The sequence below is a fragment of the Xanthomonas sp. NCPPB 2933 genome (genome assembly GCF_056725225.1).
Genome location: NZ_CM161518.1, coordinates 1,504,481 through 1,530,100, shown reverse-complemented (window position 1 = coordinate 1,530,100; position 25,620 = coordinate 1,504,481). Strand labels below are relative to the sequence as shown.

Genomic DNA, 25,620 nt, shown 5'->3' with positions numbered 1-25,620 from the left:
AGCAGCTCTCGAAACTACGTGACGGCCGTGGACAGGCGCGGCGGTTGCTCGGTGCGGCGTGTACCACCCGTACATGTCGCTCCAAGTGCGCCGTCCATCCCCAGCTGCCGACGGTTCGCTACGTTGTGTCGGCTACTTTCAAGACTGTGAGATCTCGGTTGTCTTGGGAGGGTTGGATGGTGTGAATGCGTCGGTTGCAGAGCCGCTGATCTGCGGCCTGGCTGCGGGGTCCTTGCCCGCCTACCATCGCAGGACACGCCGCAAGTACGTCCGTGTAGGCTCTTCTGCGGCATCCATGCCGCATAAGGTCCCGCGACGGTAGGCGGGCAAGGACCAGTCAAGATGGTCGGTGTGCATGGTTGAGAGCAGTGCGCGTTGTGCGGGTGTCTGATGAGCTGCGGGCCAGCTGGCAGGCGGTAAAACCAACTGCCAGGCAACCCGAATAGCACTCCTGGGACTGCCGGGACTTCAGACTGCCGCGCGCCCGCCGTTATCTGGACGTCCGCCGCCTGCGCAGCGTCTGCTACCAATTGTTGTATCGAACGGATGGCATTCCAGGCAAGATCACCGGCTCACGCCGTTGTGGAAGGCAGTGGCGCATTCCCGTCGTTCCATCGAGCGACGGTCGGTTGGTGAGTTCCAGGAGCGTTTCATGTCGTCGTCCACCGTTACGCAAGACCCTGTCTCCGCGGTTCCGGAGCAGACCCAGCACGCCTTTGCCGAACACGTCCACAGCAAGCCCGCGCCCAGCCAGCCGATCGGCAGCACCGAAGCGGCGCACCTGATGACGTTCCTGTGCCAGACCCACTCGGCCAAACAGCCGCAGATCCTGCTGCCGCCGCAAGCGCGCGACGACGACGCGGCCTGAGCGAGACGACGCGCTCGCGTCAGCAACAGCAACATTGGCGACAGCACTGCAGCTGTCGCCAATCGCCATTACTTGCCGCCGTTGAATGCATTGAGCACGGTGAGCAGACTGGTCAAATTGTCGGCGACGCCCGCTTGCGCGACCTTCTCGACATCCGCCGCCGAGGCGGTCGTATCGAGGCTATAGATCTGCATCACGCCCTGCGTGGTTGCTGCCTGCGCCAAGGTGTATTGCTGTTGTTGCGCCGCGTTCTGAAACAGGGTGCCGGTCGCATGCGCCATGCTCTGGTAGATCGTACCCATCGCCATTGCAGGCGCTTCGCCGATCACCTTGACGTTGGTCTGCGTGACGACATCGGTGATGTGATCGTTGACTGCGGTTGGAAAAGCCATGTACGCGCTCCTGAGTGGACGGATACACGGCATGCGCGTTTGCAGACCGATCTGCGCTGGAAGCCAACCGCACCTGCCTACTGCGCGCGGTGCGCTGACCATGCAGCAGCCCACGCACACCGTGTCATCTCGATAACGGCCCGCGCGCGTGCGACTGAATCCCCACAACACCACTACGCAATGCACGTCACAGGCGCAGCGAAGTTCTGCGCGATGGCGGTAGGCAGGGTCAACGCGGTCAGGCCAAGTGCGGCCAGTCAGCGCAATGGGGAGAGCGGGTGTGACGACATCGCGGGTCCTCGCAGTGGTCGGCGACCACGGCCGCCTGGGTTGACCAGAGCACATGGTATTTAATAGATGATAAATAGGTATCTTTAAAACCTACACAGGACTGGACCACAATGCCGCTGTCACGCCTGCTGACCTGCCTTGTTGCGAGCCTTGCTGCCTACGCAGTTCAAGCCAAATCGCCCATGCCGCCGCCCTCACCGATCGTGCTCAGCGAGTTCATTGCCGACCCGGCACCGACGCCGCAAGCGCACGCCTCCACGCTATTGGAAACCCGCGACGGCACGCTGCTGGCGGCCTGGTTCGGCGGCACGCACGAAGGTGCGGCCGATGTCGGTATCTGGCTCGCCCAACGCGGCCCGCAGCACTGGCAAACCCCGCGCCGCATCGCCGACGGCGCGCACGCAGGCGTAGATGGTGCCGCCCTACCGGCCTGGAACCCGGTGCTGTTTCAGTCCCGCACCGGGCCGGTGCAGCTGTACTACAAGCTCGGCCCGAATCCGCGCGACTGGTGGGGCCTGCGCATTACATCGACCGATGACGGTGCGCATTGGTCGCCACCGCAGCGCCTGCCAAACGGCATTCTCGGGCCGATCAAGAACAAGCCAGTGCAATTGCCGAACGGCCGCATCCTCGCACCCAGCAGCAGCGAAGACCGTGGCTGGCGCGCGCATCTGGAATGGAGCGACGACGACGGCGCACATTGGCAACGCGGCATGCCGCTCAATGATCCGACAGTGATCGGCGCGATCCAGCCCAGCGTGTTGCTGCATGCAGATGGCCGCGTGCAGATATTGGGCCGGAGCCAGCAGAACAAGCTTTTCAGTACGTTCTCCAATGATGGCGGCCTGCACTGGCAACCGATGCAATTGCTGGACGTAGAAAACCCCAACTCCGGCACCGACGCCGTGATGCTGCGCGACGGCCGCGCCCTGCTGGTCTACAACCCCGGCATCGCCGGCAAGGACTGGTGGGACGGCCGCGGCACGCTTGCGGTCGCGCTATCGACTGATTGCGTGCACTGGCAGCGCGTACTGACACTGGAAAACAGCGAAAAAGACGAGTTTTCCTATCCTGCCGTGATCCAGACCCGCGATGGTTTGGTGCACATCAGCTACACCTGGAAGCGGCAGCGCATCAAGCATGTGGTGATCGATCCGGCGCGACTTGGCGGCAACGCGGATAGCACGACGCCATAGCCACTGCTGCATAGTCAGGAATAGGTCGGGGCGCGGTGCCCTCACCGCTCGCGGGACACGCCGCAAGTACGTCCATGTAGGCTCGGTGGCGGCATCCATGCCGCCACACGGTCCCGCAATCGGCGAGGGCACCGCACCAGGAAGTTGGTCGGTGGTCGCGTGAAAAGCTGCTTTCGTGCCAGGCGCATCGGCATTTGGATTGGCACACCATTATCCAAAATGCACGTCACGCACTGCTCTTGACCGTGCACCCCGACCACCTCGACTGGTCCTTGCCTGCTCACCGTCGCGGGACCTTACGCGGCATGGATGCCGCGTAAGAGCCTACAGGGATGTACTTGCGGCGTGTCCCGCGATGGTGGGCGGGCAAGGGCCCTGCAGCAAACCCACAGATCATCCGCTCTGCAACTGAGCAGCTTCCAAACTCATGCCCCCTGCAACAACCCCACTATCCGCCGCACACGTGCCACATCGGTACGCTGGTAATCGCCGCCCAGATCGGTGATATACGCATGCCGCGCATGCACCTGCGCCGCAACCGGCCCACGTGAAGAGGCATGAAACTCGCGCGCACCGGTCTTGGCACGCAGCGTAAGTACATTGTTTTCGGACACACCAGCGCCCGGCATCACGCTGATCCGATCGCCGGCCTGACGCACCAGTGCCGCAATGGTGTCCACACCTTCAAGCGCGCTCGCACGCGCACCCGACGTCAGCACTCGCTCGCAACCCAGCGTGATCGCATCTTCAAGCGCGCGCCCCGGATCGGCACTGACATCGATCGCACGATGGAAGGTCACACCCAGCGATCCCGCCGCCTCGATCAACACCCGCATCGTGGGTATGTCGACCTGCCCATGCGGATCCAGCGCGCCCAACACCACGCCATCGCAGCCCAGCCGCACACACAGCTCCACATCGCGCCGCATCACCTCGACCTCTGACGCATCGAAGACGAAATCGCCCACGCGCGGACGGATCAACACATACAGCGGAATCTGCAGTCGCTCACGCACCACCGCCAGCGTGCCGAACGACGGCGTCAGCCCGCCGCCATCCAGCCCCCCGCAGAGCTCGACCCGCATCGCACCGCCCTCCTGCGCAGCCAATGCCGAACCCACCGAATCGGCAGCCACTTCCAGCCCCAACGCGCTCATGCCGCAGGCTCAGTGGTGTAGTGGCTTTCACCGGGCACCAGCAGATCCTGCCGCTGCGCATCGCAGACCGCGTAGCTGAAACCCTTCTGGATCGCGAATGCACCCACTTCGCCCCGCTTGTTCATCGCCAGAAATCCCACCTGCAGCGTGCGAGTGAGCTCGGGCTTGCGCCGTATCAGCCGCATGACGACCTCGCGGCAGGCATCGGCCGGCGACTTGCCTTGGCGCATCATTTCCACCACCGCGAAACTACCGACATTGCGGATCACTTCTTCGCCAACGCCGGTCGAGGTCGCACCACCGACCTCGTTGTCCACATACAGGCCCGCACCGATGATCGGGCTGTCGCCGACCCGGCCGTGCATCTTCCACGCCATGCCGCTGGTGGTGCACGCACCGGACAGATTGCCGTGCGCATCCAGCGCCAGCATGCCGATAGTGTCGTGATTGTCCTTGCCTCCCGGCAATTTGGCATCGCGCCAGGCGCGATTTTCGATGTTGGCTTCCGGCGAATATTTCGACGTCTTCAACCACTCCTTCCACGCCGCTTCCGAACTCGGCGTGAGCAGCTTGGTCTTTGGAAAGCCCTGCTCCAACGCGAACTGCCGCGCACCATCGCCAACCAGCATCACATGCGGGGTTTTCTCCATCACCGCGCGCGCTACTGAGATCGCATGCACCACATCTTCCAGTGCCGCCACCGAACCGCAATTGCCCAGGTGATCCATGATGCAGGCATCCAGCGTCACCCGCCCATCGCGATCCGGGTAACCACCCAGCCCCACGGTGGGATTGCTCGGGTCCGCTTCGGGCACGCGCACGCCGGCTTCCACCGCATCCAGTGCGATGCCGCCGGTACTGAGAATTTTCCAGGCCTCCTGGTTGGCGGCGATACCGAAATCCCAGGTGGAAATCACCCGCGCCGCGCCGCGCGGCAACACCGCAACGCGGCCTGGCGTACTGGCACCGACCGCCGCCTGCGCACGCGCGCCCCACCCGGCCAGGCCGGAAGCGATCGCACCAAGCGTGGCGCTCTTGAGGAAGTGACGACGTTGGATCATCCGGGAACTCCATGAAGGAAACAGGCAGCCACACCGCGCGGCGGCAGCCTTCCATCATGCGGCAGCGCCGCGTACGGATAAACCGTATTGCGGCGCCCAGCAATGCGGATCCGCGCATAACGCACGGTAATGGCTGCAAAGCCCCTCTCCTGCGGGGCGAGAAGGCACGGCTTGCGCGCCACTGGCGCGCGTGCCTTGGAGCGCCCGCGCTGCTGGCGCGGGCCGGGGCGCGGAGCGGGGGTTGGGGTGAGGGTACGGGGCGACCGACAGCGCCCTGCCCAGCCGTACCCTCATCCGGCGCTACGCGCCACCTTCTCCCGATGGGAGAAGGGAAGAATCTCCCCCCGCTGGCGCTGCAAACAGCAGCACCCACCAGCGACCGAAAAAATCTTCGACTCACTTAACCCCATTCGCCGCACTGGCCCGTTTACTCAACAGAGGCGCAGTGCACGGCGACCTCGGGCTGTCACGTTGTTCACCCATCCCCTCTTCGCCACGCAAAGGATTCCCATGCCACGTCACAGCCTTCTTGCGCTCGCCTTACTGCTGAGCGCCTGCTCGCACGAGCCGACCGAGCCGAACAACGACAGCTCGCGCACCGCCACGCTGCCTGCAACCGCGCAGCCGTCACACCCCACCGCTTCGACAACGCCGCAGATCGAGGGCAATCTCGCAGCGCCTGTCCACGCATACCCCATGCAGCAGCCGCCTGTGCCGAGCCCACCACCGGTATTGTCATTACCATCGGTATCGCCATCAGCGATGCCATCGCCGATGCCGATGCCAGCGGCACCCATCGCACTTGAAGCCTCCGCTACACAACGCGCACCGGCCGCCAAACTGGTCGCGCGTCGCCCAATGCTCGACAACCTCATGCCGATGCCGCCGATCCTGCCGGCACCCGCCGACAACCGCGAAACCTATCAAACGCTGAGCGACAACCCGATCGTGCAGACCGCGGCGAATCCGGTGTCCACCTTCAGCATCGACGTGGACACCGGCAGCTACAGCAATGTGCGTCGATTCCTGAGTGCGGGCACGCTGCCGCCGGTCGACGCAGTGCGCGTGGAAGAACTGATCAACTACTTCCGCTACGACGATCCCGCACCGGCCGACGGCAAACCCTTCGCGGTGCGCACCGAACTGGCGCCCACCCCCTGGAACAACGACAGCCTGCTGCTGCGCGTCGGCATCGCCGGTCGCGCTATCGCCACTGCCGATTTGCCGCCGGCCAACCTGGTGTTTCTGGTCGATGTCTCCGGCTCGATGGAATCGCCCGACAAACTGCCGCTGCTGCAGTCCTCGCTCAAGCTGCTGGTGCGCCAGTTGCGTGCGAAAGATCGCATCACCCTGGTGACCTACGCCGGCAACACCGCGGTCGTACTGCCGCCCACGCCCGGCGACCAGCAAGGCCGCATCATCGAAGCGATCGACGCCCTGCAGTCGGGCGGTTCCACTGCCGGTGCCAGCGGCATCGAACTGGCCTACAAGGCGGCACAGCAAGGCTATCTGCGCGGCGGCATCAACCGCATCCTGCTCGCCACCGACGGCGACTTCAATGTCGGCGTCACCGACTTCGATCAGCTCAAGGGCATGGTCGCCGAGCAGCGGCGCTCCGGTGTGGCGTTGTCCACGCTCGGCTTCGGCACAGGCAACTACAACGACACCTTGATGGAGCAGCTGGCCGATGCCGGCGACGGTGCCTACGCCTACATCGACTCGCCGCTGGAAGCACGCAAGGTACTCACCCACGAGCTGGGCGCGACGCTGGCCACGATCGCCCGAGACGTCAAGATCCAGGTCGAATTCAATCCCGACACGGTCAAGGAATATCGCCTGATCGGCTACGAAAACCGTGCCTTGCAACGCGAGGATTTCAACAACGACCAGGTCGATGCAGGCGAGATCGGCGCAGGCCACACCGTCACCGCGTTGTATGAAATCACTCCGACCGACGGCCACGCATCGGTGGACCCGCTACGCTATGCCACCACCACCGCGCCTCGACAGCAGCGTGCGGTGGACAACGAACTGGCGCACGTCAAATTGCGCTACAAACTGCCCGACGCACAGCGTAGCCAGCTGCTCGACACGGTGGTCCGCAGCGAGCAACGCCGCGCCTTGAACGCCACCAGCGATGCTTTCCGCTTTTCCGCCGCAGTGGCCGGGTTCGGCCAGCGCCTGCGTGGCGGCAGTCAGTTGCGTGGCTGGGATTATCCGCAGGTACGCGCCTTGGCTGCCGGCAGCCTGGGCAGCGACCACTTCGGCTACCGCGCCGATTTTCTGCGCATGGTGCAGCAGGCCGACACCCTGAGCACCCGGCCACTCGCCAACACCGACTGATGCACGCGGCGCTTGCCTATACTGCGCGCATGCAACCTGCCGATCTTGCGCACCTTCCCGACGAGGAGCTCATGCTCCTCGTCGCCAATGGGTTTGTCGAACAACCGGCCACCGAGTTGTTCACGCGCCACAACCGCGCCCTGTTCAATTTTTTGGCCTGGTTGTGCGAAGGCAACCTGAGCGAAGCGGAAGATCTCGCGCAGAAGACCTGGGTCAAGCTGATGACACGCTGCAGCGACTATCGACCCGGGCAGGCGACGTTCATCAGTTTCCTGTTTCAGATCGCGCGCAACGGCTGGATCGACATCCGCCGCAGCGCATATCACACCACCTCGGTTGCGCTGGACGATGCGCATCTGCAGCTGCCAGACGACGACTTGAGCACCGAGCAGTTGGCCGTGCTCGGCCAGCAGCAACATCGCGTGCGCGCCGCAGTGATGGCATTGCCCGACGCACAGCGCGAAGTGGTGGTGCTGCGCTTCTTTGCCGAACTCAGCATGGAAGAAATCGCCCAGGTGATCGGCGAAGGCTTCGAGACCGTCAAGAGCCGGCTGCGCTATGCGTTCGCAAAACTGCGCCTGAGCCTGGATGCGACGCAATGAGTAGCGCATTCGACCGCTTTCTCGCGGGCAGCGATGGCCTTGCCGCACTGCTGCGTGCCCTGCCGTCGCATGCACCGCCTGCGTCCATGGATGCATGGTTTGCGCAGGCCGCGCGCACTGCCGATGCCGAACGCAATGCAGCGACTCCAGCACAGGACGGATTGCAATTCGAAGCACCCTCCACGATGGCAGCCGTGTTTGCCGCCGCCGCAGCGCAAGCCGAACACGCGCAGGCAGCACAGCGCGCTGCCATGCAGGCGCGTCTTGCGCAGGGCGAGCGTGCCGATCAGGCATTGGGGACGGTGTTGAGCGCATCTGCGCGTGCGTGGATCGAGCAGCAAGCGCGCACTGACAAGGCAGCTATGCGGCCGAGTGTGGATGTGCCCTCCGCTGCAGATGTGTCGGTGGCTGCAGAGGTATTGATAGCTAAAGATACTTCGATGGCTGCGAATTTATCTCTAGCTAAAGATGCGTCGATAGCTGCGGATCTGTCGGCTTCTTCGAATGAAGCGGTGGATACATCTGGAGCTGCATCGCGCGCCCCATCTGCGCCTGAAATTGCGTCTGCGTATGCGTCTGCTGCTCAGGCTCAGGCATCAACACTGCCAGTACTCCAATCAAGCGCAACCTCTACTCAAACCAGCCACGCAGCCGCCTCCCGGCGCAGCAGCCGGCGCCCGCGCTGGATGCCGACGCTCGCCTTTGCTGCATCGATCACCCTGGCCGTTGGCATTGGCCTGCAGTGGCAGGCCAGTCAACCCACGCTGGAGCTGCCGACGGCTACGACGCCTGATACGGCATGGGCAGAACCGCAAAAGACTCAACAGGCAACGCGCGACGCCCACCAGGTGGATCGCACAGCAGACAGCACATCCGACATGCCTGCACTGCCGGCACCGACGTATGCCGAGGCACCCAATGCGGCGGCGCCTTCCACAACGCCACGACCATCGCAGTCGTCACTGCCGCCCGCGCTGCCATCGCCAGCCCGGGTCGTCGCTTCGGAATCAGTCAGTGCGCCATCGCCCACTCCTGCTGCCGCACCCGCACCCGCACCTGCACCTCCTGCTGCGGCACCTGCTGCTGCGCCTGCACTTGCAGCCATGAGCGTCGCCGAACCCGCGCCAGATGTTGATGCGCAATCCATCGACGCGCAGGCACCAGCAGCGCCCCCGCCGCCCGCTCCCATCGCCGCAAGCCCGGCCGATGCGTTCGTCAGCGGCTCGCTTGCCGCAACCGCAGATCGCAGCACACCCGCACCCGCATCAATTGCAGCAAACGCGGCATCGGCACCTGCATCGCCGCCAGCGCAAACCTCTCTGGTCGAGCGGGCACAGACAAACGCGTATGCAGCAGACACACCACTGATCTCCCGCGCTGCGCCTGTCGCAGGCCAGGCTGCTCCGCTGCGCGTGCGCAATGCACCCAGACTGCACCTCGATGCCTATCGCGATGCATCTCCATCATCCAAACCAGCCGCAAGCGCAGCCGCGCCGGACGCAACGGTCTACCAGGCAAAAGGTAGCATGCCCCCCAAGGCCGGTCCGCTACCGATTTCCACTTCACCACGCGACTGGCTTGCGCGTTACGCACTGTCGGTCGATCGAACGCCTGCCCAGATCCGCCTCCGGGCCGCCACAGCGGATGCGCCTGAGGTGCAGAGCTGGGCCACTCAACTGCGCGATCAACTCAAGCAACGCGGCTGGTCGACGCAGGTGGATATCGTGCAAGACACGCATCTGGCCGCTGACCAGCTACGCCTTGAACCATTCGACACTGCGCAATAAGGGCGCCCCCTTTCAGCACAATGCTGCGATCAACGCAGACATCAACGCAAGGTAGCGCCACTGGGCAACGCGCGCAGTTGTGTAAGCCCTGACCTTTTGTGGATCAGTCGTCTCTCAAACGTCAGGCGCTGCACAGCACATCGCGAATAAACGCTAAGCAAATCGACCGCGCGCATCAGCAACTCAACGCGTACACCACAGGCACTAACAGCGGCTAACAAAACCTAGCGAGCGAGCGCCTGTCAGTGAGTGCAGCGATTTTGTCGGCCGCATCTTGGTGGATGCAGTCAAAAAAGCGCAGATCAAACGCTGAGTGGGTCGAATGCGCGGTGCCCTCACCGCTCGCGGGACACGCCGTGAACCCGTCCCTGGGGGCTCGGTGGCGGCATCCATGCCGCCACACGGTCCCGCAATCGGCGAGGGCACCGCACAGAGAGTTGATCGGTTGCTGTGTTTAAAACCATGCATAACGACCATCTCGACTGGTCCTTGCCCGCCCACCGTCGCGGGACCTTACGCGGCATGGATGCCGCGTAAGAGCTTACAAGGACGTACTTGCAGCGTGTCCTGCGATGGTGGGCGGGCAAGGGCCCTGCAGGCAGGCAGTAGATCAGCCGGCCTGCAGTGGACTGGCGTGAAGTAGTTTTGTTAGCCGCTCTAAGCGCCAACAGCCTGGTCGTCATCGCGCAATTTGCTGGTCAACACATGGTCGCGCCAGACGCCGTTCAATTGCAGATAACGCTGCGCATAACCTTCGATCTGAAAACCCAGGCGTTGCAGCACACGCGCACTGCGCAGATTGTCGGGGACGTATTGCGCCATCACTCGATGCAGGCCAAGCGGGCCGAATGCGAAGGCGATGCCCTGTGTGGCCGCCCACTGGATCAACCCGCGTCCCTGCTGCTGCGCATCCAGGCCGTAGCCCAGATGGCAGCCCTGGAAGGCGCCACGCTGGATCTGGGTGAAGCCGACCGTGCCGATCACCTGTGCATCGCGCAACAACACCAGTTGCAACTCGCGCTCGCCGGGCACCGCGGTGCGATAAGCGATACTCAGCCGCCGCCAGCCGTCGGTGGTGTAGAACGCAGGCGGCCGCATTGGCATGGCACCGGCGAGATGTTCGCGGTTACGGGTGTGGTACTCGGCCATCGCCGCCGGATCGACCACCGCCAGATCGCACAGCACCACACCGTCTGCATGATCAACTGGCGCGAAGACGGGAAGGCTCATGACAGTGCGAGTAGTACAGATGCCGCCGCGTAGTCGTCTAGCCAGCCGCGCTTAAGCAGCAACCGCCGCAAGCGCCTGCGCAACCTGCGCTTCGATCGCATCCAGGTTCGGCAGCAGTGCGCTCTGCTCGCCCAGCAGCACACGCATGTGCACGCCGTCGGGTAGCGCGTCTTCGGAGGCGTCGGCCAGCAGGCCGTCGCGCGGCACCGAGATCAGCTGCGGGAACGAGGCGGTGAGCAGCGCGAAATACGGCAGCGCCGGATCGCCACCGAGCGCCTTCAGCACGATCACCTTGTTGTTGACTGCGGCGGGCTCTTCGCCCATGCCGCTGAGGCGCGCGAACGACAGCAACGGCACTTTCCAGCCGTACCAGTCGATGCGCCCAACCACCCAGCGCGGCATGTCGGCCATCGGCTCGACCGCTACCCGCGACATCACCTCTGCCACAGTGGCATTCGGCAGCAGCACGCGCTCCTGTCCGGCCTGGATCAGGACGCCGCGGATTTCGTCATTGTTGGCATAGCTCATCGCACATGTTCCGATCTGAGAGGAAGCGCCCGGCTTACGCCGGCCAGCGCTGTGCCAACGCCTGCGCCAATTGCGCAGGGTCGCCGGTCAAAATGCCTTGGCGTGCCAGACGCGCTGCCGCAGCCGGGTCGTAGCAACCGTCGGCGGACTGACCCGCCAACCAACCGCCCTGTTCCGCCAGTGCCAGCGACGCATCCACCAGCGCCTCGTTGGCACCGCTGAGCATCAGCACCGCACTGTCGGCCGGCGGCAACGCGGCCACCAGCGCGGCAGGATCGGTGTGCGCGATAAAGGCCAGGGCGCCCGCATGCTGCTGCACACCGACTTCTTCGGGCAGTACATACACCTTGCCGGCCACGATCACCTGGCCGACTTCAGCCAGTTCGACCGGCAGCGCAGACACGCGCCCCATCTGCCGCACCAGGTTGCCGTACTGCCCACCGTCCAGCGTCATGCGCACCAGCACGGCGCGCGGAAACTGCGGCGGCAACGCGCCCAGCAGCCGACGGATCGCATCCGGGCCACCGATACCGGCCATCACCAGCACCGCACCGGTGGTCTCGCCAGTGTGGTCCAGCTCCACCAGCGACAAACCGCCGGTCGACAGCGCCGCCACGTCCAGCTCGGCACGCGGGCGCACCACCACGGCGACCTCATCGACCAGGCCCCAGGTGCTGGAATCGCCCAGCGATAGGCCAGGTTTGTCGTCAACAACCGCAGCGGCATCAGTGCTGCCGGAACGCGTGAAAAATCCATCGCCAGGAATGCGTTCGAAGATCTGCGCGGCTGCTTCCAGATGTTGATCGAGCTGCAGATCCGAATGCTGCCGCGGTGCCAGTTCCAGGCCCGGCTCGGGCTGCAGCGACGGTTCGCTCTCGGTACCCGGCGGCAACACGTCGGCATGGCCGTGCAACTTGGCGGCTAGATGGCGTACCCAGCGCTGCGCTTCCCAGCCCTCGCGGCGCACGGTCAGCTCGGCCTCGTCGAAGATCACCGTAACGCCCGGCATGTTGAAGGCCGGCTCCAGCGCTTCGAGTGCGTCTTCGATCGACGGCTCCAGCGCGACCAGCACCGCCACCGGCTCGGCATCGCGCAGCATCTGCACGTCCACCGCAGAGGGATCGTCTTCCAGCACCACCTGCGCGCCGGCCAGACCGAGCGCTTCACGCAGGCGCTCGCGCGCCGGACCGGGCCGGCCCAGCAGGGCGACCGGCGTTCCCATTGCGCCATTATTCTCGGACACGGGCGATCCCCAGCAGGTCATACACGTTTCGCATCAGATCCAACTCTTGGTAGGGCTTGCCCAGATAACGTTGCACACCGATCTCGAAGGCACGCTGGCGATGCTTCTCGCCACTGCGCGAGGTGATCATCACGATCGGCACCGCCTTGAAGCGCGGGTCGGCACGCATCGCAGTGGCCAGCTCGTAGCCGTCCATGCGCGGCATTTCGATATCCAGCAGCATCAGGTCGGGCACGCGCTCTTCGAGCAGTTCCAGCGCCTCGACGCCGTCGCGGGCGGTGGTGACGTCCAGGTTGTGACGTTCCAGCACGCGGCTGGTGACCTTGCGCATGGTCAGCGAATCGTCCACCACCATCACCAACGGCACCTGGCGCTGCGCTTCGGCCGGCGTTTCCAGCGCCGGACGCGCCGGCTGGCTGAGGTAACGACGTACCAGCGGCGCCACGTCCAGGATTACCACCACGCGGCCATCGCCGGTGATGGTGGCGCCGTAGATACCCGGCACCGAGGCGATCTGCAGACCCACCGGCTTGACCACGATTTCGCGGTTGCCCAGCACCTGATCGATCGCCACCGCCGCGCGCAGGTCGCCCGCACGCACCAGCAACAACGGCACCTGCGCCTGGCCATCGGCACGCGCAACCGGCTGGCCGACCAGCGAGCCGAGATCGTGCAGCACGTACTCCTCGCCGGCGTAGTGGTAACCGCCCTCGCCCGATTCGTAACGGCTGCGCGAGATGCGGCCGATACCGCTGACCGAACCCACCGGCACCGCGAAGGTGGTTTCGCCGATCCGCACGAATACCGCCTGGGTAACCGCCAGCGTCTGCGGCAGGCGCAGGGTGAAGGTGACGCCCTGGCCGCGCACCGAGTGGATATCCACCGAGCCGCCGAGCTGACGCACTTCGTTGCGCACCACGTCCATGCCCACGCCACGGCCGGCCAGCTGACTGACCTGCTCGGAGGTACTGAACCCGGAGGCGAAGATCAGGCCATCGAGTTCGACCTCGCTGAGCTCCTGGCCCGGCTCGATCAGGCCACGCTGCTCGCCGCGGCGACGGATCGCCTCGCGGTCCAGCCCGGCGCCGTCGTCGGCCACTTCCAGCACGATTTCCGAGCCTTCGCGGCGCAGACGGATCGCGATGCTGCCTTCTTCCGGCTTGCCCGCATCGCGCCGTTGTTCCGGCGTTTCCAGACCATGCGCCACCGAGTTGCGCAGCATGTGTTCCAACGGCGCGACCATGCGATCGAGCACGTTGCGATCGAGTTCGCCCTGGGTGCCTTCCAGCACCAGATGCACCTGCTTTCCGGTATCGGTGGCCGCCTGGCGCACCACACGGCGCAGACGCGGCACCAGTCCGTCGAACGGCACCATGCGCGCGCGCATCAGGCCGTCCTGCAGCTCGGAGCTGACGCGCGACTGCTGTTGCAGCAGGCCGTCGTACTGACGCGAGAGATCTTCCAGCACGCCCTGCAAACCGCCCAAGTCGGCCGCCGATTCGTTCAGCGCGCGGCTGAGCTGCTGCAGGGTGGAGAAGCGGTCCAGTTCCAGCGGATCGAAGGTGCGGTCGCCGTGGTCCTGCTCGCGCTGATAACGCGCCACGATCTGCGCTTCGGTTTCCAGATCCAGACGCCGCAACTGGTCGCGCAGACGGGCGTTGGTGCGATCCAGTTCGCCCATGGCGCCACGGAAGGCGCCCATCTGCTGTTCCAGCCGCGAGCGGTAGATCGCCACTTCGCCGGCGTGATTCACCAGCCGGTCGAGCAGGTCGGCACGCACGCGCACCTGTTCCTGCTGCGCGCGCGGCATCAGTTCTTCCTCGACCTGGCCCTCGACCGGAATCGGCGCCGACAGCGGTGCCGGTTCCACCGACGCCTTGGCGATCGCACGCACATCGGCGTCGCTGGGCGGTGCAGCATTGCGGCCGCGGGTACGGGTTTCGAAGGCTTCCACCAGGTCGGTCGGCATCGCCACTGCGCGGTGCATGCCGGTGCGGGTCAACAACTGATGCAACCGGTCGAAACCACGTTCGAACAGGCGCACGTCATCGCGATCGATGTCAGTGCGGTTGGCCGCCACCGCTTCGAGCAGCGATTCGATCGCATGACCGAGGTCGCCGATGGCGTTGATGCCGGCCATGCGCGCGCCGCCCTTGAGCGTGTGCAGATCGCGCTGCAGTCCGTTGAGGACATCGCGGTCTTCTGGCACTTCGCGCATGCGGGCGATCAGACCATCGCAATGGTCCAGCAGGTCGCGGCCTTCCTCGACGAAGATGTCGACCAATTCGCCATCGAGCTGATCGAAGTTGAGCTGGCCGATATCGAAGGCAGCGCCGGCATCGTTGGCGGTGGTGTCGGCCGGTGCGGCTTCTTCCACCGGCGCGCTGAAGGTTGCGGCTGTGGGGTCTTCCTGCTCGCTGGCGTCTGGTTCGCTAGCCGACTCTTCGCTGGCCGGTTCGATGTGCTCGATGTGTTCGGCTTGTTGAGTGTGATCCAAGTACTCAGTGGGTTCGACATGATCCGTTGCCACGGTCGTGTCGCGCTTTACGTGTTCGTCGCTGTGTCGAGCGTCGGCATCGGTGTTGCCGTCCTTGTCGGCATCCGCATCGACATCTGCAGTCGCATTGGCATACAGCTCCGGTGCGATCTCGGACTGCGGATCGCCGGTCTCTTCGACTTGATCGGCCACCTGCGCCATCTCGAAAGCCTGCACCGACTCGATGGTGTGCTCGGGTAAGACTTCGGCAGTTTGCTCGACTTCTCCAGCATGTTCTTCGGCAGCATGCTCGTGCGCCTGTGCGTCCGACAGCACTTGTTCGTTCGAGTGGGCGTGTTCTTCCGAACGCGCCTGATCGTCCGTCTGCGCGTCGGAGTGAACATGCGTTTCAGCTTCCGCATGCTCATACGAAGGCGCGAGCTCTTCCGAGTGCACCTGTTCGCCAGACTGGGCGTGTTGTTCCGAATAGGTCTGCTCGCCCAGCTGTGCTCTGTCTTCCGAACTAAGCTGTTCGCCATCTTGCGCGGCAGCATCGTGCGGCAACGCTGCATCGCTCTGCTGCACTCGCTCGTCAGCAGGCTGCTCCGCGCTGTCTTCCGTGGCCACGGCAGCATCGTCATGCGCTGCGGCAACCTGTTCGTCCTGATCGGTCGATACGCTGTCCAGCGCTGCGGTTTCCGGCGTCCAGTCTTCGGCCATCGATGCAGGCATCTCATCGGCCACCGGGGCCTCATCGTGTACCGCTTGCAACGCTTCGATGGTCTCGACAGGCGCTTGGTCAGCAGACGGTGTGCCGTCGACCAAGTGCGCGCCGGCATCCTGCGCCGGTGCGTCGCCATCGAGCTGGGCGTGCTGATCGTGCTGGTCATGCACGGCCGCGTGCTCAGTCAGCGCCTGCTGCTCGCCCTCTACATGTTCTGCCTCTGCGCGCTCGGCATCTGCCAGCTCAGCGTCCGGCGCAACAAGCGTTTGCGCATCACCCAACGCAGCTTCTGCGTCGGCCAACTCGTCCACCGCAACGTGCTCGGTCGCTTCCGGCACATCGCGTGTTTCGTCGTCATGCGACGCCGTGTCGGCAATCGGAGCGTGCTGCAGTTCGGTCGCATCCCAGGCGTCGGCTTCGACCACCGGCTCATCGGCCGGAGGGGCGTGCGCTTCGGCAGTGTGCGATGCGCTTTCGTCTATGCGCTCGTGCTGCGCAACATCGCCTTGCCACGCGTCAACGACCTGCTCCGACTCGGCGGCAGATGCGAACGCATCATCGCTCACTGCATGCGCGGTCTCGGCCACATCACCACTCTGCTCTGCCGATGCAACACCCTGCTCTGCCGACACAACATCGGCGGTCTCGTGTGCTTCGCTTGGCGCAGGCGCTTCCAACGCGAGCGCCGAGGTGTCTTCGGCTTCCGCTTCGGCCAGCTCGTCGACCGCGATCGGTGCATCGGCATCGACAGCGGCCTGCGCATCGGCATCCTGCGTCGCCTCATCGGCAACAGGGGTGGGCGCGGCGGTATCAGCCGGATGCGACGACAATGCGCTCGCATCCAGATACTGCGACAGATCCTGCATGCCGGTCAGCTCGACCGCCGTGTCGTTGCTGATTGCCTCGTCGCTGGTCGCGTCGAGATCGTCCAACTCCTCCAGGAACACCTGCGGTGGCCACTGCGCTTCCGGCAGCGTATCCGCCAACGCGCGCAGGCGCTCGGTCAATGGCGCAAACGATGGAATCAGCGGCGCATCGGCGCGCAACGCAGTGACGGTGGTGGCGATCGCGGCAGCGGTCGCCTTGATGGCATCGATGCCGTCGGCCGATGGCGTCACCGAGGCGGCGAGCAGACGCTTGACGTAACTTTCGGCCGGCGTGGTCACCAAGGTGATTTCCGGCACGTCGGTCATCGCGAACGCGCCACTCATCGTGTGCACGGCACGCAGCACTTCTTCGCTGACAAGCTGCGGCTCGACCTGCGTGGCCTGCAGCCAGGCGTTGACGGTTTCCAGGTGGGTGGCGACTTCTGCTTCCAGAATTTCGCGCAGCACGCTGTCTACCGACGCGGGTGTGCCGCCGGTTGCGGGCAGCACGCCTGCAATGGCCGGAATGTCTGGAATGGCTGCGACATCTGCAACACCAGCCGTCGCTGGCGTCGCCGGCGCAGGCACGTAATAGAGTTCTTCGCCGGCGGCAACGCGCTCGGCAACGGCCTGGATTTCAGGCAGATCTGCACTGATGCGGCCCTGGTCGCGCAGCGCCGCATTGAATTGCGGCAACACGTCATACGCAAGTTGCACCATCGCCACGACCGCCGGGCTGGCCGGCCGCGAGTTGTCGAGCACGCGGTTGAGCATGCTCTCGATCTTCCAGCTGAACTCGCCCAGCACATGCGCGCCGACCAGCCGACCACTGCCCTTCAAGGTGTGGAAGACGCGGCGGATCGGACGCATGGTTTCGGGGCTGTTCGGGGCGGCGCGCCACACCGGCAACAGTTGGCCCAGATTGACCAGTTCTTCGTCGAACTCTTCCAGGAACACGTCGCGGATATCGTCATCGATATCGCTGTCGCCGAAGCCGCCAAAGATGCCGGCGTCCGCAGTGCCCTGCACGGATTCGCTCGGCGTCTGCACCGGCGCTGTTTGCGCAGTGTCTGGCTCTGCGTGGGTGTCGGCGGCAGCGTAGGAAGTGGTCTTGGTCGTCAACGGCGCCTGCGGACGATTCACGTCGAACTGCGCAGCGGCAGCGTCGAGCTGGGCCAGGAACGCGGCCGATGCGTCGTCCAGTTCGAACTCGCTGACCACTGCCTGCTGCACGCGCGGCGGGCTCGACTCTGCGGTGTCTTCCACCGGCGGAGCCTGCGGCTCTGGCTCGGCGTCGACGAACGGGTTGTCCGGTTCCTGCGGCGGCAGTGGCGGCAACGGCGGCGGCGAGAACGCATCGTCGATGCTGGTCTGCGCGCGGCGGGGGTTGGCCTCGGCCTCGGCGATGAAGTCCAAAGGTACTTCGGTCTGATCCGCATCGCCCGGCAGATCGATCTGCTCGATCTGCAGCGGCCCCTGCTCGGCAACCACCGGCGTTGCGATGTCGTCCTGCTCCAGCGCGCTCAGATCCACCGTGTAACTGACCTGCGCAAGCTCGGCCGGCACCGTGCCGTCCTGCTCGGCCGACACCGGGTCGAACGCGGAGGTGGCGATTGGGGCGGTTTGCTCGGTGGTTTCCAGCTGCCAGTCGCCGGGCGCCTGCGCGCCATCGTCGGACAGGTCCAGCGGCGCGACCGTAAACGGCACATGCGCCTGACCGGACACGGTTTCTTCGGCAGCAACCGGGTCGAACGAGAACACCGTATCGGTGGCGGCAGCGCCGGTGTCGTGCACCACGCTGGCCGCGAACGGCGCCTCGGTCACGGTTTCGTTGGCCCATTCCAGCGAAGGCGTAGGCGCAGTATCGTTGGCGGCCGCAACGCCCGGCGCAGCGGCAAGCGGTGCGAACGCGGCGGCGGATGGCTGCGGCTCGACCACGTCGCCCGGCTGGTCGGCACCCACCGGCAATTCGGACGGCTGGCCCGACGGCAGCGGCCAATAGCGCAGCGTTTCCAGGCTGTTGCGGGTGATGTCCAGAATCTCTTCGCGGCCGGGACGGCGCTCGCGCAGGGCTTCCAGGTAGTACTCCAGGCTGGCCATCGCATCGGCCAGCGTGTCCAGCTGACGCCCGCTGGGCACGCGCTGCTTGCCGATCAATTCCAGATCGACGTAACGACGCACACCTTCCAGATAATCGGCCGCCTGCGGCAATTCGAGGATGCGCAAGGCACCGCCGACTTCGCCCAGCAGATGCGGCACATTGCTCAGACGCGCGTGATCCCAATTGGTTTCGATGAAGGCGACGAAATGCTCGCGCGCCGCACCGAAATTGGCGATCGCTTCCTGTGCCAGCACGTCCACCGTGCGCCGCACTTCTGCGGAGGTGGCGCCGCTGCTGCCGTCTTCGTTTTCGCTGAAGTCGGCGCCCAGACTGGCGACCTGGTCGTCCAGCGAGGCATCCACATAGAGCAGCGCGCCGGCAATATCCAGCAGCACGCCTTCGTCCATCTGCACATGGCCGTCGACCACGCGTGCCAGCGCATCGCGCTGCTGTACGACCACGTTGCGCGCCACGCCCAGGCCCATCATGCCCAGGGTGTCGGCAACGCTGCCGAGATCCTTGACCTGGGTCTGCAGCTCGGCAATGTCGCCGCCGGTCCGCAGGTGCAGATCCAACGCGTCTTTGACGCGCAGCAATTCTTCCTTGACTGCGTTGCCGACGGTGTCGAGCAACTCGCGATTGCGCCCGCTCAGGCTGCCGCGCGCGTGATCCAGTTCGGCTTCGGTGGCGACACCGGCCTGCGGATCGAACGCGAACAGCACGCTCTCGTTGAGGCCCGGTTGACCACGCGTGGCACGGATCTCATTGAGCAACGGCAGCAGCACGATCGGAATATCGCGATGGCCGTTCTGCAGGCGCTCCAGATAATCGGGCAGCAACACGGTGCCGCGCATCAGCATGGCGCAGGCTTCGTCGCGGTCGGCCACCTCGCCCACCTGCACGGCCTGGGCCAGCAGTTCGAGCTCCTCGGCCACCATGGCCGGGGCGTACAACTCCACCATGCGCAGCGTGCCCTGCACCTGGTGCAGATAGCCGGCGCAGAAGCGCATCCGACTGGTGTCGGACGGTTCTTCGGCAAAATACTCGATCTCGTTGCGCGCCTGGCGCAACGTCTCGTCCAACTCCGGCTTGACCCAGCCCAGCGCGGCGTGACTCATCGCATCGCGAAGCGCACTCATTGCAGCCCCCTGCCTACGACCGACACACCGCTCACGCGGCGACCGGTCTGTTCCTGCATCGACGTAACGCGACTACGCGCCATCTGCTGTGATCCTTTCCCGTTGCGCGTCGTGGTCACGCCGGCAGCTTGAAGTCGGCGACCGAACGGCGCAGGTCGGCAGCGAGCTCGGCCAGGTTGCCGATCGATTTGGCTGTCTTCTCCGCACCCTGCGATGTCTGGCTGGTGATCTGACGGATCACGCCCATGGTCTGTGTGATATCCGTCGCTGCGGCCGACTGCTGGTGCGCGGCGATGGAGATGTTCTTGATCAAATTATTCAGTGCGTTGGACACGCGCTCGATTTCGGTCAACGCGGTACCGGCGTCTTCGGCCAGGCGTGCACCGGATACCACTTCGGAGGTGGTCTGCTCCATCGAGCTGACCGCTTCGTTGGTATCGGCCTGAATGGTCTGCACCAGGCCTTCGATCCGCCGGGTCGCGCCGGAGGTGCGTTCTGCCAGACGCTGCACTTCGTCGGCCACCACGGCAAAACCGCGACCGGCTTCGCCCGCCGAGGCCGCCTGCACCGCGGCGTTGAGCGCCAGGATGTTGGTCTGCTCGGAAATGTCGTTGATCAGTTCCACGATCGAGCCGATCTCCTGCGAGGATTCGCCCAACCGTTTGATGCGCTTGGAGGTTTCCTGGATCTGGTCGCGGATCTGGTCCATGCCCTGGATCGTCTCGCGCACCACGCCGGCACCTTCGGCGGCGATCACCACCGAGCGCTGCGCCACTTCGGCCGACTCGGTGGAGTTGCGCGAGACCTGTTCGATGCTGGCGGCGATTTCGCTGATGCGCTCGGAGGCAGTGGTGATCTGGTTGGCCTGCTGGCCGGCCGCGTCGGCCAGCTGCATCGCCGTGGCCTGGGTTTCCTGGGTCGACACGGCCACTTTCGCCGAGGTGTCGTTGATCGTGGTCACCAGGTGGCGCAGCTCGTCCACGGCGTAGTTGATGGCGTCTGCGATCGCGCCGGTCATGTCCTCGGTCACCGAGGCCTTGACGGTCAGGTCGCCCTCACCGAGCGAGCTGATTTCGTCCAGCAACCGCATGATCGCCTGCTGGTTGCGGCTGTTGAATTCCACCTGCGCCTGGTAGCGCACGTCCTGCTCGCGCGAGCGCACCCGCACCGAGCTCCAGACGAAACCGATGATGGCCAGCAACGCCACCAGGCCGGACACCACACCCAGCCAGAAATTCGGGAACAGGCGCGTGTCGCGCACCGACCCGAACGCCGAGAACGCGTCGAACAGCTTCTTGCTGTCGTCGAGCATCTTGTTCGAACCGACGGTCAGGGCGGCAGCGGAGGACTGCGCGGCGAACAGATTGCGCGAGGTGGCGAGGATGGCGTCGATGTCCTTCTTCATCGTCGTCCACTGCGCCTGCGACTGCTCCAGCGCCGACAGCGCGGCCGGGTTGCGCACCGCAGCGATGCCCAGTTCGTCGTTGCCGGTGCGCAGGCCTTCGAGCATCTGCGTGAACACCACCGAGTCGCGGGCCAGCGCATCGCCGGAGGCCGCCGCATTGGCGCCACCGGCGCGCATTTCGGTGACCCGACGCGCCATGGTGCCGGCGACCACCACCTGCTGCAGCGTGTTGTAGATCTGCGAGGCCGGCGCGCCGCTGACCGTCATCGCGCGCACCACTTCGTTCAACTGCGCCTGCAACTGCGGCACGCTGCCGGAGAAGCGCTCGGCGTTGCCGGCCAGACCGAGCACCGCCGGTTCGCTGGCGATGATCTGATCGGCGTTCTTGCTCAGCGGCACCCAGGTCGCCTTGAGCTGCGCCATTGAGCTGGCCACCGAGCCTTCCTGGCCGTAACGGCCATCCAGTTCGCTGACCGTGCTGTCGATGCGGCTCTTGGTCTCCTTGAACGTGGCAAATGCCTTCGCATCACCGGAGACCGCTTCGCGGCCCTGGTTGGCCAGCTGCTGCGACAGCACCTGCAGATCGGCCGCACCGGTGCCGGCGCCGGCAAGGCGGCTGCCCTGCCAGGTGGCCACGCCGGTGTTGGCGCCAAACACGATCATCGACAACACCAGCAAGCCAAGCCAGAAGCTGGTGCTGACGCTGCCGAGCTTGTTGGTCTTGCGGGCGTCCGGGGCGGTACTCATGGTTCGACCTCGATCTGTATGACGTGGCGGGGTCGCGGCTTAGGCCGCGGCCTGCCGGAATTCAGGAGTGCGTGACAGCAACGCCAGGGAGAACACACCCCAGTCCTGCGTCTCGTTGCGAAAGGCACGTTCAATGAAATGGGCGTAGCGGCCTTGCGCCAACTCGCCGGGTTCGACCGCCTGGACCTGCTCGAAGCTGCGCTGGCCGTACAACTCATCGATGGTCAGTGCGACGTCGCCACCGCTCTGGCGCATGATCAGCACACGCTGGCCTTCCTGCAGCACCGTGCGCCGGCCCTCCAGGAACTGCTTCAGATCGATCACCGGAAACAGATTGCCGCGCAGGTTGCCCACGCCCAGCAGCCAGGGCTGTGCACCCGGCACCGGGGTGACCGGCGGCATCGGCACGATTTCCGCCACTTCGCGGAAATCCGAGACCAGGCGCCGGGTACCGACGCGATACCCGACGCCTCGCCAGATATCGGCCGAGAACTGGCGTTCCGGCAGCGCGGTGGCGTGCGCGAGACTACGACGCTCGTAGTCTTCAAGAATGTCGAATGGAGAACGCATCAACGCACCAGTTGTTTGATGCGGGCGATCAGATCGTCTTCGCGCGGTGGCTTGACGATGTAGTCGCTGGCACCTTGTCGCAAACCCCAGGCCTTGTCGGTTTCCATGCCCTTGGTGCTGACCAGCAGCACGGGGATGTCCTTGGTGGCCTGGTCGCGTGCAAGTGCACGCGTTGCCTGGAAGCCGCTCATGCCGGGCAGCACCACATCCATCAACACCAGATCGGGCGCCTGGCTGCGAATCAGCTCAAGTCCCGCTTCGGCGTTGTCGGTGGCGACGACCGTATGGCCTGCTTTTTCCAGCCATTGACTGAAGACTGCCCGGTCGGTGGGCGAGTCCTCGATCAATATAATTCGAGCCATGTTGCCTTTCCCCCTGGTCAGGCGTGGACGTACGTGCGAATCGCGCTCAGTAATTCTTCACGGGTGAATGGCTTGGTCAGATATTGCTCGGAGCCGACGATGCGGCCGCGTGCCTTGTCGAACAGGCCATCCTTGGACGACAACATGATCACCGGCGTCGACTTGAAGAGCTGGTTGCCCTTGATCAACGCGCACGTCTGGTACCCATCCAGGCGCGGCATCATGATGTCGACAAAAATGATCTGAGGTTGCTGGTCTGCAATTTTGGCCAGTGCCTCGAAACCATCCGTTGCTGTCACTACTTCACACCCTTCTCGCTTGAGCAGCGTTTCGGCGGTGCGGCGAATAGTCTTCGAATCGTCGATGACCATCACCTTCAGTCCTGCGAGTTCCCCACCCGCAGCAATGTGTTCACTCATGCAAATATCCCCGGACGTGCAACGCTTCTTCCTTTCCGTCGTCGCTACGAAACTGCATGTATATCCCAAGACCCGCATTGACTGTCAAGGGCGCATTGCCGGGGCCCCGCCAGGCGGACGTTCCGACCGCGTCTGGGTGCGTCAAGACCGGCTAGTCGCGCACTACGACCCGCCAGGCGCGCCATCGCCCACCGCTTGAAGTTACCATCGGCAGTCTGTTCGAAAGGTTTAGTCCCATGTCGCTCGACGTCGTTGTGGTGATGGATCCCATCGCCTCCATCAAAATCGCCAAAGACACTACCTTCGCCATGTTGCTGGAAGCCCAGCGCCGTGGCCACCGTTTGCAGTATGTGCGCCCCGGCGGACTCAGCCTGCGCGACGGACGCGCGGTGGCGCAGGTCGCACCCCTGAGCGTGCGCGAAGACACCGCCAGCTGGTTCACGCTGGGGGAATTCGCCGAGCTGGCGTTCGGTCCCGGCCAGGTGGTGCTGATGCGCAAGGACCCGCCGGTGGATGCGGAGTTCATCTACGACACCCAGGTGCTGAGCGTCGCCCAGCGCGCTGGCGCGCAGGTGGTCAACGACCCGCAGGGTCTGCGCGATTACAACGAGAAGCTGGCTGCGCTGCTGTTTCCGCAATGCTGCCCGCCGACGCTGGTCAGCCGCGATGCGGCGGCGCTGAAGGCCTTCGTGCTGGAACATGGGCAAGCCGTGCTCAAGCCGCTGGACGGTATGGGCGGGCGCTCGATCTTCCGCAGCGGCACCGGCGATCCCAACCTCAACGTGATCCTGGAGACGTTGACCGACGGCAACCGCAACCTGACCCTTGCGCAGCGCTTCATCCCCGACATCACCGCTGGCGACAAGCGCATCCTGCTGGTGGATGGCGTGCCGGTGGACTACTGCCTGGCGCGGATTCCGCAGGGCGATGAATTCCGCGGCAACCTGGCCGCCGGCGGACGTGGCGAAGGCCGGCCGCTGTCCGAGCGCGACCGCTGGATCGCCGCGCAGGTCGGCCCGGAAATGCGCCGCCGCGGCATGCGCTTCGTCGGCCTGGATGTGATCGGCGATTACCTGACCGAGGTCAACGTCACCAGCCCGACCTGCGTGCGCGAGCTGGATGCGCAGTTCGGTTTGAACATCGCCGGGCTGCTGTTCGACGCGATCGAGGCCGGCGCTGCGCAATGAGCGCGGTTGCAGCACTGCCGGCCCCCATGGACGAGCGCCGGCGGCTGACCACGACGCTGGTGATCTCGTTGCTGCTGCACGGCGTGCTGATCCTGGGCGTGGGCTTTGCGGTCAGCGAAGACGCGCCGCTGGTGCCGACGCTGGATGTGATCTTCAGCCAGACCAGCACCCCGCTGACGCCCAAGCAGGCCGATTTCCTGGCCCAGGCCAATCAGCAGGGCGGCGGCAATCACGCCACCGCGCAGCGCCCACGCGACAGCCAGCCCGGCGTGGTGCCGCAGGACCGCAGTGGGCTGGCAGCGCAGGCGCAGCGCGCCACCACGGTGCAGGCGCCCGAGCCAACGCAGACGCGCGTGGTCGCCAGTCGCCGCGGCGAGCAGACCGTGCCGACCCCGCAACCGAATCCGCAGACCGACCCACTCACCCCGGCCGACGCGCAACGCGTGCAGCGCGACGCGGAAATGGCCCGGCTCGCGGCAGAGGTGCATCTGCGCTCGGAGCAATACGCCAAGCGTCCCAATCGCAAGTTCGTCTCGGCCAGCACGCGCGAATATGCGTACGCCAACTATCTGCGTGCGTGGGTGGACCGCGCCGAGCGCGTCGGCAATCTCAATTACCCGGATGAAGCGCGCCGGCGCCGACTCGGCGGCAAGGTGGTCATCAGCGTGGGCGTACGCCGCGACGGCAGCGTGGAAAGCAGCCGCGTGCTGATCTCCAGCGGCACCCCGGCGCTGGATGCCGCGGCGCTGCGCGTGGTGCAGCTGGCGCAACCGTTCCCGCCGCTACCCAACACCAAGGACGATGTGGATATCCTGCAGGTCACGCGCACATGGTTGTTTTTGCCCGGCGGCGAGCTGCACGACGATCGCTGAGGTGTTTCGCGTTTGATCGAAACGCGTTTTTCTACGGCTTGCTTCAGCGGACTG

General features: G+C 65.0%; 19 protein-coding genes and 1 other RNA gene. 8 read left to right on the top strand and 12 right to left on the bottom strand.

The features are described from left to right. Positions 1-58: 58 nt before the first annotated feature. A non-coding RNA gene (locus AC1PLU_RS06300) (sX9 sRNA) lies at positions 59-134 on the top strand. A gap of 518 nt (positions 135-652) precedes the next feature. Next, a complete protein-coding gene (locus AC1PLU_RS06295; protein ID WP_016904393.1) occupies positions 653-868 on the top strand; it encodes a hypothetical protein in 216 nt (71 codons plus the stop codon). 68 nt (positions 869-936) lie between these two features. Here AC1PLU_RS06295 and AC1PLU_RS06290 read toward each other — a convergent pair whose 3' ends face one another. Continuing rightward, positions 937-1,260 carry a RebB family R body protein gene (locus AC1PLU_RS06290; RefSeq protein WP_481094313.1) on the bottom strand — a complete coding sequence of 108 codons (324 nt, stop codon included), beginning with the start codon at positions 1,258-1,260 and terminating at the stop codon, positions 937-939. Positions 1,261-1,661: 401 nt separating this feature from the next. Here AC1PLU_RS06290 and AC1PLU_RS06285 point away from each other — a divergent pair, with 401 nt between their 5' ends. Continuing rightward, positions 1,662-2,747: a sialidase family protein gene (locus AC1PLU_RS06285; protein WP_481094314.1), complete on the top strand. Its 1,086-nt coding sequence runs from the start codon at positions 1,662-1,664 to the stop codon at positions 2,745-2,747. A 425-nt stretch (positions 2,748-3,172) separates the two neighbouring features. Here AC1PLU_RS06285 and AC1PLU_RS06280 read toward each other — a convergent pair whose 3' ends face one another. From AC1PLU_RS06280 to AC1PLU_RS06270, 3 genes are all read right to left on the bottom strand, one after another. Further along, the gene (locus AC1PLU_RS06280; protein ID WP_481107997.1) at positions 3,173-3,904 is read right to left on the bottom strand and encodes a copper homeostasis protein CutC; all 732 of its coding nucleotides are present in this window, start codon (positions 3,902-3,904) and stop codon (positions 3,173-3,175) included. Continuing rightward, entirely contained in the window at positions 3,901-4,965 is a 1,065-nt protein-coding gene (locus AC1PLU_RS06275; RefSeq protein WP_481107996.1) for a glycosylasparaginase, read from the bottom strand. Before AC1PLU_RS06275 ends, AC1PLU_RS06280 begins: the two co-directional genes overlap by 4 nt. A gap of 518 nt (positions 4,966-5,483) precedes the next feature. After that, positions 5,484-5,762 carry a hypothetical protein gene (locus AC1PLU_RS06270; RefSeq protein WP_233403019.1) on the bottom strand — a complete coding sequence of 93 codons (279 nt, stop codon included), beginning with the start codon at positions 5,760-5,762 and terminating at the stop codon, positions 5,484-5,486. Positions 5,763-5,823: 61 nt separating this feature from the next. On the opposite strand from AC1PLU_RS06270, the gene AC1PLU_RS06265 reads away from it, so the two are divergent. From AC1PLU_RS06265 to AC1PLU_RS06255, 3 genes are all read left to right on the top strand, one after another. After that, the gene (locus AC1PLU_RS06265; protein WP_481107995.1) at positions 5,824-7,308 is read left to right on the top strand and encodes a vWA domain-containing protein; all 1,485 of its coding nucleotides are present in this window, start codon (positions 5,824-5,826) and stop codon (positions 7,306-7,308) included. A gap of 29 nt (positions 7,309-7,337) precedes the next feature. Beyond that, a complete protein-coding gene (locus AC1PLU_RS06260) occupies positions 7,338-7,910 on the top strand; it encodes a sigma-70 family RNA polymerase sigma factor (RefSeq protein WP_176338955.1) in 573 nt (190 codons plus the stop codon). 1,526 nt (positions 7,911-9,436) lie between these two features. Next, entirely contained in the window at positions 9,437-9,697 is a 261-nt protein-coding gene (locus AC1PLU_RS06255; RefSeq protein ID WP_481094317.1) for a hypothetical protein, read from the top strand. Positions 9,698-10,354: 657 nt separating this feature from the next. Here the strand turns inward: AC1PLU_RS06255 and AC1PLU_RS06250 are convergent. From AC1PLU_RS06250 to pilG, 8 genes are all read right to left on the bottom strand, one after another. Next, a complete protein-coding gene (locus AC1PLU_RS06250) occupies positions 10,355-10,927 on the bottom strand; it encodes a GNAT family N-acetyltransferase (protein WP_481094318.1) in 573 nt (190 codons plus the stop codon). A gap of 51 nt (positions 10,928-10,978) precedes the next feature. Then, entirely contained in the window at positions 10,979-11,455 is a 477-nt protein-coding gene (locus AC1PLU_RS06245; protein ID WP_006450740.1) for a chemotaxis protein CheW, read from the bottom strand. 34 nt (positions 11,456-11,489) lie between these two features. After that, positions 11,490-12,677 (bottom strand): chemotaxis protein CheB, encoded by a 1,188-nt coding sequence (locus AC1PLU_RS06240; RefSeq protein WP_481108473.1) that lies wholly within the window; start codon positions 12,675-12,677, stop codon positions 11,490-11,492. A gap of 7 nt (positions 12,678-12,684) precedes the next feature. Then, complete coding sequence (locus AC1PLU_RS06235; RefSeq protein ID WP_481107994.1) at positions 12,685-20,004, bottom strand: hybrid sensor histidine kinase/response regulator; 7,320 nt, start codon at positions 20,002-20,004, stop codon at positions 12,685-12,687. Between the two features lie 115 nt (positions 20,005-20,119). Continuing rightward, a complete protein-coding gene (locus tag AC1PLU_RS06230) occupies positions 20,120-22,156 on the bottom strand; it encodes a methyl-accepting chemotaxis protein (RefSeq protein ID WP_481094320.1) in 2,037 nt (678 codons plus the stop codon). A gap of 39 nt (positions 22,157-22,195) precedes the next feature. Further along, positions 22,196-22,726 carry a chemotaxis protein CheW gene (locus tag AC1PLU_RS06225; RefSeq protein WP_006450736.1) on the bottom strand — a complete coding sequence of 177 codons (531 nt, stop codon included), beginning with the start codon at positions 22,724-22,726 and terminating at the stop codon, positions 22,196-22,198. Then, entirely contained in the window at positions 22,726-23,088 is a 363-nt protein-coding gene (locus AC1PLU_RS06220; protein ID WP_006450735.1) for a response regulator, read from the bottom strand. The genes AC1PLU_RS06225 and AC1PLU_RS06220 overlap by 1 nt, the downstream gene beginning before the upstream one ends. Positions 23,089-23,105: 17 nt before the next feature. Further along, positions 23,106-23,507, bottom strand: a complete 402-nt coding sequence (gene pilG, locus AC1PLU_RS06215; protein ID WP_023904776.1) for a twitching motility response regulator PilG — start codon at positions 23,505-23,507, stop codon at positions 23,106-23,108. A 236-nt stretch (positions 23,508-23,743) separates the two neighbouring features. Between pilG and gshB the strand changes: the two genes are divergently transcribed. Together gshB and AC1PLU_RS06205 are read left to right on the top strand one after the other, a co-directional pair. Beyond that, positions 23,744-24,694, top strand: coding sequence for a glutathione synthase (gene gshB, locus AC1PLU_RS06210; protein WP_115040730.1), 951 nt, complete (start codon positions 23,744-23,746; stop codon positions 24,692-24,694). After that, entirely contained in the window at positions 24,691-25,566 is an 876-nt protein-coding gene (locus tag AC1PLU_RS06205) for an energy transducer TonB (RefSeq protein ID WP_481107993.1), read from the top strand. Before gshB ends, AC1PLU_RS06205 begins: the two co-directional genes overlap by 4 nt. Positions 25,567-25,620 lie beyond the last annotated feature (54 nt).

Excerpts from the sequence above, each read along its gene's own strand:
- AC1PLU_RS06295 (WP_016904393.1), top strand. The coding sequence starts at position 653 with ATGTCGTCGTCCACCGTTACGCAAGACCCTGTCTCCGCGGTTCCGGAG.
- AC1PLU_RS06290 (WP_481094313.1), bottom strand. The coding sequence starts at position 1,260 with ATGGCTTTTCCAACCGCAGTCAACGATCACATCACCGATGTCGTCACG.
- AC1PLU_RS06285 (WP_481094314.1), top strand. The coding sequence starts at position 1,662 with ATGCCGCTGTCACGCCTGCTGACCTGCCTTGTTGCGAGCCTTGCTGCC.
- AC1PLU_RS06280 (WP_481107997.1), bottom strand. The coding sequence starts at position 3,904 with ATGAGCGCGTTGGGGCTGGAAGTGGCTGCCGATTCGGTGGGTTCGGCA.
- AC1PLU_RS06275 (WP_481107996.1), bottom strand. The coding sequence starts at position 4,965 with ATGATCCAACGTCGTCACTTCCTCAAGAGCGCCACGCTTGGTGCGATC.
- AC1PLU_RS06270 (WP_233403019.1), bottom strand. The coding sequence starts at position 5,762 with ATGGGTGCCGCTGGCATCGGCATCGGCGATGGCATCGCTGATGGCGAT.
- AC1PLU_RS06265 (WP_481107995.1), top strand. The coding sequence starts at position 5,824 with ATGCTCGACAACCTCATGCCGATGCCGCCGATCCTGCCGGCACCCGCC.
- AC1PLU_RS06260 (WP_176338955.1), top strand. The coding sequence starts at position 7,338 with ATGCAACCTGCCGATCTTGCGCACCTTCCCGACGAGGAGCTCATGCTC.
- AC1PLU_RS06255 (WP_481094317.1), top strand. The coding sequence starts at position 9,437 with ATGCCCCCCAAGGCCGGTCCGCTACCGATTTCCACTTCACCACGCGAC.
- AC1PLU_RS06250 (WP_481094318.1), bottom strand. The coding sequence starts at position 10,927 with ATGAGCCTTCCCGTCTTCGCGCCAGTTGATCATGCAGACGGTGTGGTG.
- AC1PLU_RS06245 (WP_006450740.1), bottom strand. The coding sequence starts at position 11,455 with ATGAGCTATGCCAACAATGACGAAATCCGCGGCGTCCTGATCCAGGCC.
- AC1PLU_RS06240 (WP_481108473.1), bottom strand. The coding sequence starts at position 12,677 with ATGGGAACGCCGGTCGCCCTGCTGGGCCGGCCCGGTCCGGCGCGCGAG.
- AC1PLU_RS06235 (WP_481107994.1), bottom strand. The coding sequence starts at position 20,004 with ATGAGTGCGCTTCGCGATGCGATGAGTCACGCCGCGCTGGGCTGGGTC.
- AC1PLU_RS06230 (WP_481094320.1), bottom strand. The coding sequence starts at position 22,156 with ATGAGTACCGCCCCGGACGCCCGCAAGACCAACAAGCTCGGCAGCGTC.
- AC1PLU_RS06225 (WP_006450736.1), bottom strand. The coding sequence starts at position 22,726 with ATGCGTTCTCCATTCGACATTCTTGAAGACTACGAGCGTCGTAGTCTC.
- AC1PLU_RS06220 (WP_006450735.1), bottom strand. The coding sequence starts at position 23,088 with ATGGCTCGAATTATATTGATCGAGGACTCGCCCACCGACCGGGCAGTC.
- pilG (WP_023904776.1), bottom strand. The coding sequence starts at position 23,507 with ATGAGTGAACACATTGCTGCGGGTGGGGAACTCGCAGGACTGAAGGTG.
- gshB (WP_115040730.1), top strand. The coding sequence starts at position 23,744 with ATGTCGCTCGACGTCGTTGTGGTGATGGATCCCATCGCCTCCATCAAA.
- AC1PLU_RS06205 (WP_481107993.1), top strand. The coding sequence starts at position 24,691 with ATGAGCGCGGTTGCAGCACTGCCGGCCCCCATGGACGAGCGCCGGCGG.